A 7,810-nucleotide genomic window follows, 5' to 3' on the forward strand; every position below is an offset into this window, starting at 1 on the left:
TACTCACCCGTTCGCCACTGATCCACCCCGAAGGGCTTCACCGTTCGACTTGCATGTGTTAAGCACGCCGCCAGCGTTCGTCCTGAGCCAGGATCAAACTCTCCGTGAATGTTTACCCGGCAGTGCTTAATTAAAAGCGCCGGTCGACACCCGCGTTGAGCGGCACGGCAACCACCGGAATAAGGCGGCCCCGCGCACTGCGTCCTCGCTAGTGTTATTTCAAAAGGAATCTCCAACCCCAGGAAACCTGAGGCCGGGGATGTCAACATATCTGGCGTTGACTTTTGGCACGCTGTTGAGTTCTCAAGGAACGGACGCTTCCTTCGGACCGCCTTCCAGCAGGCCCTCCGGGCTTCGTTCTTTCGTGTTTCCAGCTTATCAGACGCTTTCCGCTCCGTTTACCGGGGCTTTTCGCATCCGAAATCTGGCGTTAACCGCGGAGTCGCGGCGACCCGACCAACCATAGCCGGTCGGTGGCCAGAGCGCGAATCGAGCCACGCCGGGAGCCCTCCGGGCGGCGGCATGATTTGTTGCTCTCGCGAGCATATACAGCAATGGTCCCGATTCGCCAAGATGCCTGTAGAGTGCGGCGCATCGACCCAGAGGACTAGACCACTCGCAGGTCGGTGAGCCGCCGGCCGGACAGGTAGGCGCGGGCAGGGCCTTCGCCCTGGAATGTCAGAAGATGCCCTAAGTTGACATGATTTAGGCTTCAGTTGATCGTCATGCCGCTCCTCGCGGCCGCTCGCTGTACTGCGCATTTGGGAGGCACAACCATGACCACTGTGACGTCGCCGCTGACCGGCAAGATCGTGGGGCTCGCGGGCGTGCCCGACCCGGTGTTCTCGGGTGCGATGGTCGGCCCGGGCACCGCGATCGACCCCGTTCGTGAGCAGACCACGGCGGTCGCTCCGGTTGACGGTGTCGTCGTCTCCATGCACCCGCACGCGTTCGTCGTCGTGGACGCCGAGGGCCACGGTGTTCTGACCCACCTCGGGATCGACACGGTTCAGCTCAACGGCGAGGGCTTCGAGCTGCTCGTCAACAAGGGCGACACGGTGACCCGCGGTCAGGCCGTCATCAAGTGGGACCCGGCTGCCGTCGAGGCCGCGGGCAAGTCGCCGATCTCGCCGATCGTGGCGCTGGAGGCCACCGCCGAGTCGCTCGGCGCGCTGCGGGAGGACGGCGAGGCCAAGGCGGGCGACCAGTTGTTCAGCTGGAGCTGACCTCTTCCTTCCGACACCCGCCCCGGACGAGATGACGGGGCGGCCCCCACACAGCGGTTCCCGGCGGGCCGCTCATCTCAGCGGAGACAGGTGACATGGAGAAGACGCTGCGCGGCGTGGGCGTGAGCCACGGGGTCGCGATCGGCCAGGTGCGGCACATGGGGACGGCGGTGCTGGAGCCCCCGGCCACCCAGATCCCGACCGAGGACGCCCCGCGCGAGCAGGCGCGTGCCCAGGCCGCCGTCGAGGCGGTCGCCGCCGACCTCATCGCGCGCGGCAACCTCGCGGGCGGCGAGGCGCAGGCCGTGCTGGAGGCCCAGGCGCTGATGGCGCAGGACCCGGAGCTGATGGCCGACGTGTCCCGCCGGATCGCCGTCGGCAGCAGTGCCGAGCGCGGTGTCTACGACGCGTTCGCGGCCTACCGGGCGCTGCTCGCCTCCGCCGGGGACTACCTGGCCGGGCGGGTCGCCGACCTGGACGACGTGCGCAACCGGATCGTCGCCCGGCTGCTCGGTGTGCCGATGCCGGGCGTGCCCGACAGCGACGAGCCGTACGTGCTGTTCGCGCGGGACCTGGCGCCGGCCGACACCGCGCTGCTCGACCCGACGCTGGTGCTCGGCTTCGTGACCGAGGAGGGCGGGCCGACCAGCCACAGCGCCATCCTGGCCCGGGCGATGGGTGTGCCGGCCGTCGTGGCGCTGCCGGGTGCGATCGAGGTCGGCGAGGGCACCGTCGTCGCGGTGGACGGCAGCTCCGGCGACGTGCTGCTGGAGCCTTCCCAGAAGAAGCAGGACGAGCTGCGGGCGGTCGCCGCCGAGCGCAAGGCCGCGCTCGCCGCCTCCTCCGGCCCGGGGCAGACCTCGGACGGCCACAGGGTGCCGCTGCTGGCCAACGTGGGCGGCCCGGCCGACGTGCCGGCCGCGCTGGAGAACGGTGCCGAGGGCGTCGGCCTGTTCCGCACCGAGTTCCTGTTCCTGGACGACTCGGCGAAGGCGCCCAGCGCCGAGAAGCAGGTCGAGGCGTACCGCAAGGTGCTGGAGGCCTTCCCCGGGCGCCGGGTCGTGGTGCGGGTGCTGGACGCCGGCGCTGACAAGCCGCTGGACTTCCTGACCCCGGGCGACGAGCCGAACCCGGCGCTGGGCGTGCGCGGTCTGCGCACCCTGCTCGAACACCCCGACGTGCTGCGGACCCAGCTCAAGGCGCTCGCCGAGGCGGCCGACGGCCTGCCGGTGCACCTTGAGGTGATGGCCCCGATGGTGGCCGACCGCAAGGACGCCAAGGACTTCGCGACCGCGTGCCGGGAGGCCGGGCTGGACGCCAAGTTCGGTGCGATGGTCGAGATCCCGTCGGCCGCGCTGCGCGCCAGGGCGATCCTCCAGGAGGTCGAGTTCCTGTCGCTGGGGACCAACGACCTCGCCCAGTACACCTTCGCGGCCGACCGTCAGGTGGGTGCGCTGGCCCGGCTCCAGGACCCGTGGCAGCCGGCCCTGCTGGACCTGGTCGCCTCGGCGGCCGACGCCGCGCGGGCGAGCGGCAGGAGCTGCGGCGTCTGCGGCGAGGCGGCCTCCGACCCGCTGCTGGCCGTGGTGCTGACCGGTCTGGGCGTCACCAGCCTGTCGATGGGCGCGGCCTCGATCCCCTACGTGCGGACCACGCTCGCCAAGTACACACTGGCGCAGTGCCGCCGGGCGGCGGAGGCGGCCCGGGCCGCGGACGGTGCCGAGGAGGCGCGGGCCGCCGCGCAGCAGGTGCTCTCGGGCGAGTGAGGACGGAGCGACGCGAGAGGGGTGCCCCCACCCAGGACGGTGGGGGCACCCCTTTCTCGTGCCTCGTCGTGTGTCTGGGGGCCGGTCAGGCCTGGCGGTCGAGGCGGAGCCGCTCGAAGAAGCGCAGGTGCTCGATGTGGTCGACGGAGCCGGGATTGACGGCCTGCTCCAGCGGGGTGCCGGAGAGGATGCGCTTGACCGGGACCTCGATCCGCTTGCCGGTGAGGGTGTGCGGGAGGCCGCGGACGGCGATGACCTCGTCGGGCACGTGGCGCGGGGAGAGCTCGGTGCGCAGCGAGGTCCGGATGCGGCCGATCACGTCGTCGTTCAGCTCCGCACCGGGGGCGAGGACGACGAACAGCGGCATCCAGTAGCCGCCGTCGGGCTCCTCCAGGCCGATGACCAGGGACTCGGCGATCTCGGGGAGGCGCTCGACCACCTCGTAGATGTCCGAGGAGCCCATCCGGACGCCCTGACGGTTGAGGGTGGAGTCGGAGCGGCCGTGGATGACGACGGTGCCCCGGGAGGTGACGGTGATCCAGTCGCCGTGGCGCCAGATGCCGGGGTACGTGTCGAAGTAGCTGTCGTGGTACCGGGTGCCCTCGGGATCGTTCCAGAAGCCGGTGGGCATCGACGGGATGGGCTTGGTGACGACGAGTTCGCCGACGGTGTCGGTGTGCGGGTGGCCCTGGACGTCCCAGGACTCGACGGCGGCGCCGAGGCAGGGGGCCTGGATCTCGCCGAGGTACACCGGGAGGGTGGGGACGCCGCCGACGAAGCAGGAGCAGACGTCGGTGCCGCCGCTGACAGAGGCGAGCCAGACGTCCTGCTTGACCTCGTCGTAGATCCAGCGGAAGCCGTCGGGCGGGAGCGGGGAGCCGGTGGTGCCGATGCAGCGCACGGCGGAGAGGTCGAGGTCCCGGCCGGGGTGGAGCTCGGCCTTGCGGCTGGCGATCACGTAGGCGGCGGAGGTGCCGAGGACGGTGGCGCCGGTGCGGGCGGCGACCGACCAGAGGGCGCCGGTGTCGGGGTGGCCGGGGCTGCCGTCGTAGGTGACGATCGTGGACCCGACCAGGAGGCCGGCCAGCAGGAAGTTCCACATCATCCAGCCGGTGGAGGTGTACCAGAGGAACCGGTCCTGGGGGCCGAGGTCGAGGTGGAGGCCGGCCTGCTTGAGGTGTTCGAGGAGGATGCCGCCCTGGCTCTGGACGATCGCCTTGGGCAGGCCGGTGGTCCCGGAGGAGTAGAGGACCCAGAGCGGGTGGTCGAAGGGGACCATCTGGAAGACCGGCTCGACCTCGTCGGCGACCAGGTCGTCCCAGTTCAGGGCGCCCTCGGGGGCGGGGGCTCCGAGCAGCGGGACGTGCACGACGGTGTGCAGGCTGGGGAGTTCGCGGCGCAGTTCGGCGACGACCTCGGTGCGGTCGTGGTCCTTGCCGCCGTAGTGGTAGCCGTCGATGGCGAAGAGGACGGCGGGTTCGATCTGCTGGAGGCGGTCGAGGACGCTGCGGGCGCCGAAGTCCGGGGCGCAGCTGGTCCAGATCGCGCCGACCGCTGCGGTGGCGAGCAGGGCGACGGCGGCCTGCGGGACATTGGGCAGGTAGGCGCTGACCCGGTCGCCGGGGCCGATACCGCGGGCGCGCAGGGCCGCGGCCAGCGAGCCGACCTGGCGGCGGAGTTCGGCCCAGGTGAGGGCGGCCGGCTGCTCGGTGGTCTCGTCGAGGTGGAGGATCGCCGGGCGATCGGCATTGGCCGGGTCTTCGGCGGCGCGCAGGGCGTGCTCGGCGTAGTTGAGGCGGACACCGGGGAACCAGCGGGCGCCGGGCATGGTGGCGTCGGCGAGGATCTCGACCGGGACGGTGGTGCAGTGGTCGGTGGCCAGCCGGACGTCGAACCACTGGGTGATCGCGGTCCAGAAGCGGTCGAGGTCCCCGGTGGACCAGGCGTGCAGGTCGGCGTAGCGCTGGGCGGCCTGCTGGTCGTCGGCGACCGGGGCGAGCGGGGCGGCCGGGGCGCCGTGGTGTTCGGCGGCCCAGGCCTGGAAGGCCACGAGGGTGGTGGCGGCGGCGCGAGCGGGGTTCGGGCGCCAGAGCGGCTGATCCTGCGGTGGGGTGCTCACGGTGGTGGTCTCCCGGCCGGTGGTGGGGACGGGAGGGCTCGTGGCAGACCCGTCCGGTTGGGCTGTCGGTGCAGACCATGCCATGTGATCGCCCGCCGCGCCAGGGTCGGCCGGTGGGTGGACGGCAGGTCAGCGGGGGGTGAACTCGCCGCTGAACCAGCGGCGCAGGACGCCGTTGTGGAAGTCCCAGACCAGCGGGGTTTCGGCGGTGGCGAGCAGCCAGCCGTCGGTCTCGTCGGTGGGGCGCGAGGGCGGGAGGTCGGCGAGCGGGCGGGCCGGGAGCAGTCCGCAGAGCATGACGAAGCGGCCGTTGGGGTCGGAGGCGGTGTGGATCAGGGTGACCTCGGCCGGGTCGGCGGGGATGCCGGTCTCCTCCTGCAGTTCGCGCACGCAGGCCTGCTGCCAGCTCTCGCCGTAGTCCATGTAGCCGCCGGGGAAGGCGAGTTCGCCGTAGCCCGGTTCGATGGTGCGGCGGATGACGACCAGCGCGGGGTCGGCGCCGGGGCGGGTGACGGGGAGGACGGTGACCGCGACGGGCAGCGGGTTGCGGTAGCTGATCTCGGCGCAGCCGGGGCAGGTGCGCGGCCAGGTGCGGGTGCCGGGCGGGTAGGGCGTGCCGCAGAAGTGGCAGTGCGAGAACGGCCGGTGGGCGGTCTGGATCGCTTCGTCAGTGGTCATGGCCGGATGGTAGCCCGGTGGGTCGACGGTGTTGCCGCGAGCTGCGGAACGTCAGGGGGCCCCGGGGTCGTCGGCCGTGCCGTCGCGGGTGGGGCGGAGCAGCGCCGGGTGCAGCAGGCGGGCGTCGCCGGCGTGGTAGGTGCGGGCGCGGGGGCCGCCGCGGGCGCCGCCGCGCTCGGTGGTGGTGCCGGTGCTCTCGACGAAGCCGGGCACGGACAGCACCTTGCGGTGGAAGTTGCCGGGGTGGAGCTTCTCGCCCCAGACCGCCTCGTAGACGGCGCGGAGCTCGGGGATGGTGAAGTCGTACGGCAGGAAGGCGGTGGCCAGCGGGCTGTACTCGAGTTTGGCGCGCACCCGGTCGAGGCCGTCGGCAAGGATGCGGGCGTGGTCGAAGGCCAGCGTGAGCGGGCCGGGGCCGGTGCGCCCGTCGACGCCACCCCCGTGGGTGTCGGCGGGCGCACCGGCGGCTCGGGACCGGCCGCAGGGCCGGAGGTCCAGGTCGGAGACGGGGTGCCAGGCGGCGGCCGCGGCGTCCGTGCCGGCCTGGGGGTCGGGCAGGTCTGGGGCGAAGGCGAGGTAGGCGACGGAGACGACGTGCATCCGCGGGTCCCGCTCGGGGGCGCCATAGGTGCCGAGCTGTTCGAGGTGGAGGCGGCAGAGCCTGACCTCGGCCTCGGAAGCGCTCCGCAGGCCCGTCTCCTCGGCGAGCTCGCGGGCGGCCGCCTCGTCCAGGTCTTCCTCGCCGGCCCGCAGGAAGCCGCCGGGCAGCGCCCAGCAGCCCTGGTAGGGCGGGGCACCGCGCTCGACGAGCAGGACGTGCAGGCTGTCGTGGCGCAAGGTCAGGGCGACCACGTCCACGGTGACGGCGATCGGGGCGTAGGCGCGCGGGTCGTACGCGGCGAGCCACTCCTGCTCGGCCTCGGGCCCGGTGGGTGGCGGTTGGTCGTCCGCTGCCATCGCCGGGCTCCTTTCCGTGCTCACCGGCGCCAGGTGGCCTGCTCACCGGCGCTGTTCTTCTCGGGATGAGCACAACGTAGCGATCGGATTCCCCTGCGGCAAATGGTTTTCCCGCTCGGCGGGGTCACCCACCTCTAGGCTGTGACCAGGAACTCTGCCAGAGGAGGCCGACATGCCCACTGCTCCCCCGCCGGGCTTCGCCGCCGCGCTGGCCGCCGGTCCGCTGGTGCTCGACGGCGGGATGTCGAACCAGTTGGCGGCGGCCGGGCACGACCTGTCGGACGAACTGTGGTCGGCGCGGCTGCTGGCGGACGACCCGCAGGCGGTGGTGGCCGCGCACCGGGCGTACTTCGCGGCGGGCGCGGACGTCGCGATAACCGCGAGCTACCAGGCGAGCTTCGAGGGCTTCGCGCGCCGAGGGGTCGGCCGGGCACAGGCCGCGCGGCTGCTGGCGAGCAGCGTGGAGCTGGCCCGGGAGGCGGCGCGGTCGGAGCCGGGCGGGCGACGGCGCTGGGTGGCGGCCTCGGTGGGCCCGTACGGAGCGGTGCTGGCGGACGGTTCGGAGTACCGGGGCCGGTACGGGCTGAGCGTCGCGGAGCTGGCGGACTTCCACCGGCCGCGGCTGGAGGTGCTGGCGGCGGCCAGGCCGGACGTGCTGGCGCTGGAGACGGTGCCGGACGCGGACGAGGCGCGGGCGCTGCTGGGGCTGGTGCGCGGACTGGGGGTCCCGGCCTGGCTGTCGTACAGCATCGAGGGTGACCGGACCAGGGCCGGGCAGCCGCTGGCGGAGGCCTTCGCGCCGGCCGCCGATGTGGACGAGGTGGTCGCGGTGGGCGTCAACTGCTGTACGCCGCAGGACGCGGACCGGGCGGTGGCAGTGGCCGCCGAGGTGACCGGGAAGCCGGTGGTGGTCTACCCGAACAGCGGGGAGAGCTGGGACGCCGCCCGCCGGGGCTGGTGCGGCGAGCCGACCTTCCGCTCGGCGCGGGTGGGCGGCTGGCTCGCGGACGGGGCGCGGCTGGTGGGCGGCTGCTGCCGGGTCGGGACGGACGGGATCGCGGCGC

6 protein-coding genes and 1 rRNA gene are annotated in these 7,810 nt (G+C 72.8%); 3 read left to right on the forward strand and 4 right to left on the reverse strand.

The features are described 5' to 3' along the window. Nucleotides 1–109, reverse strand: a 16S ribosomal RNA gene (locus tag KS423_RS32010); the annotation flags it as partial. Nucleotides 110–776: 667 nt separating this feature from the next. On the opposite strand from KS423_RS32010, the gene KS423_RS32015 reads away from it, so the two are divergent. Together KS423_RS32015 and ptsP are read left to right on the forward strand one after the other, a co-directional pair. Beyond that, nucleotides 777–1,226 (forward strand): PTS glucose transporter subunit IIA, encoded by a 450-nt coding sequence (locus KS423_RS32015; protein WP_224283262.1) that lies wholly within the window; start codon nucleotides 777–779, stop codon nucleotides 1,224–1,226. Between the two features lie 95 nt (nucleotides 1,227–1,321). Then, a complete protein-coding gene (gene ptsP / locus KS423_RS32020) occupies nucleotides 1,322–2,992 on the forward strand; it encodes a phosphoenolpyruvate--protein phosphotransferase (RefSeq protein WP_224283263.1) in 1,671 nt (556 codons plus the stop codon). 85 nt (nucleotides 2,993–3,077) lie between these two features. On the opposite strand, the gene KS423_RS32025 is transcribed toward ptsP, so the two are convergent. From KS423_RS32025 to KS423_RS32035, 3 genes are read right to left on the reverse strand one after another with little or no spacing between them, the layout of a single operon-like run. Continuing rightward, on the reverse strand, nucleotides 3,078–5,195 hold the full coding sequence (locus KS423_RS32025; protein WP_374120064.1) for an acetoacetate--CoA ligase: 2,118 nt from the start codon (nucleotides 5,193–5,195) through the stop codon (nucleotides 3,078–3,080). Nucleotides 5,196–5,240: 45 nt separating this feature from the next. Next, on the reverse strand, nucleotides 5,241–5,789 hold the full coding sequence (locus KS423_RS32030) for an NUDIX domain-containing protein (protein WP_224283265.1): 549 nt from the start codon (nucleotides 5,787–5,789) through the stop codon (nucleotides 5,241–5,243). A gap of 51 nt (nucleotides 5,790–5,840) precedes the next feature. Next, nucleotides 5,841–6,746 (reverse strand): NUDIX domain-containing protein, encoded by a 906-nt coding sequence (locus KS423_RS32035; RefSeq protein WP_224283266.1) that lies wholly within the window; start codon nucleotides 6,744–6,746, stop codon nucleotides 5,841–5,843. A 172-nt stretch (nucleotides 6,747–6,918) separates the two neighbouring features. Here KS423_RS32035 and mmuM point away from each other — a divergent pair. Beyond that, the coding region (mmuM, locus tag KS423_RS32040; RefSeq protein WP_224283267.1) for a homocysteine S-methyltransferase at nucleotides 6,919–7,810 on the forward strand (892 nt) is incomplete at its 3' end.

Origin of the sequence: Streptomyces sp. LS1784 (assembly GCF_020103755.1) — a bacterium.
In the GTDB taxonomy this organism is placed as follows: Bacteria; Actinomycetota; Actinomycetes; order Streptomycetales; family Streptomycetaceae; genus Kitasatospora.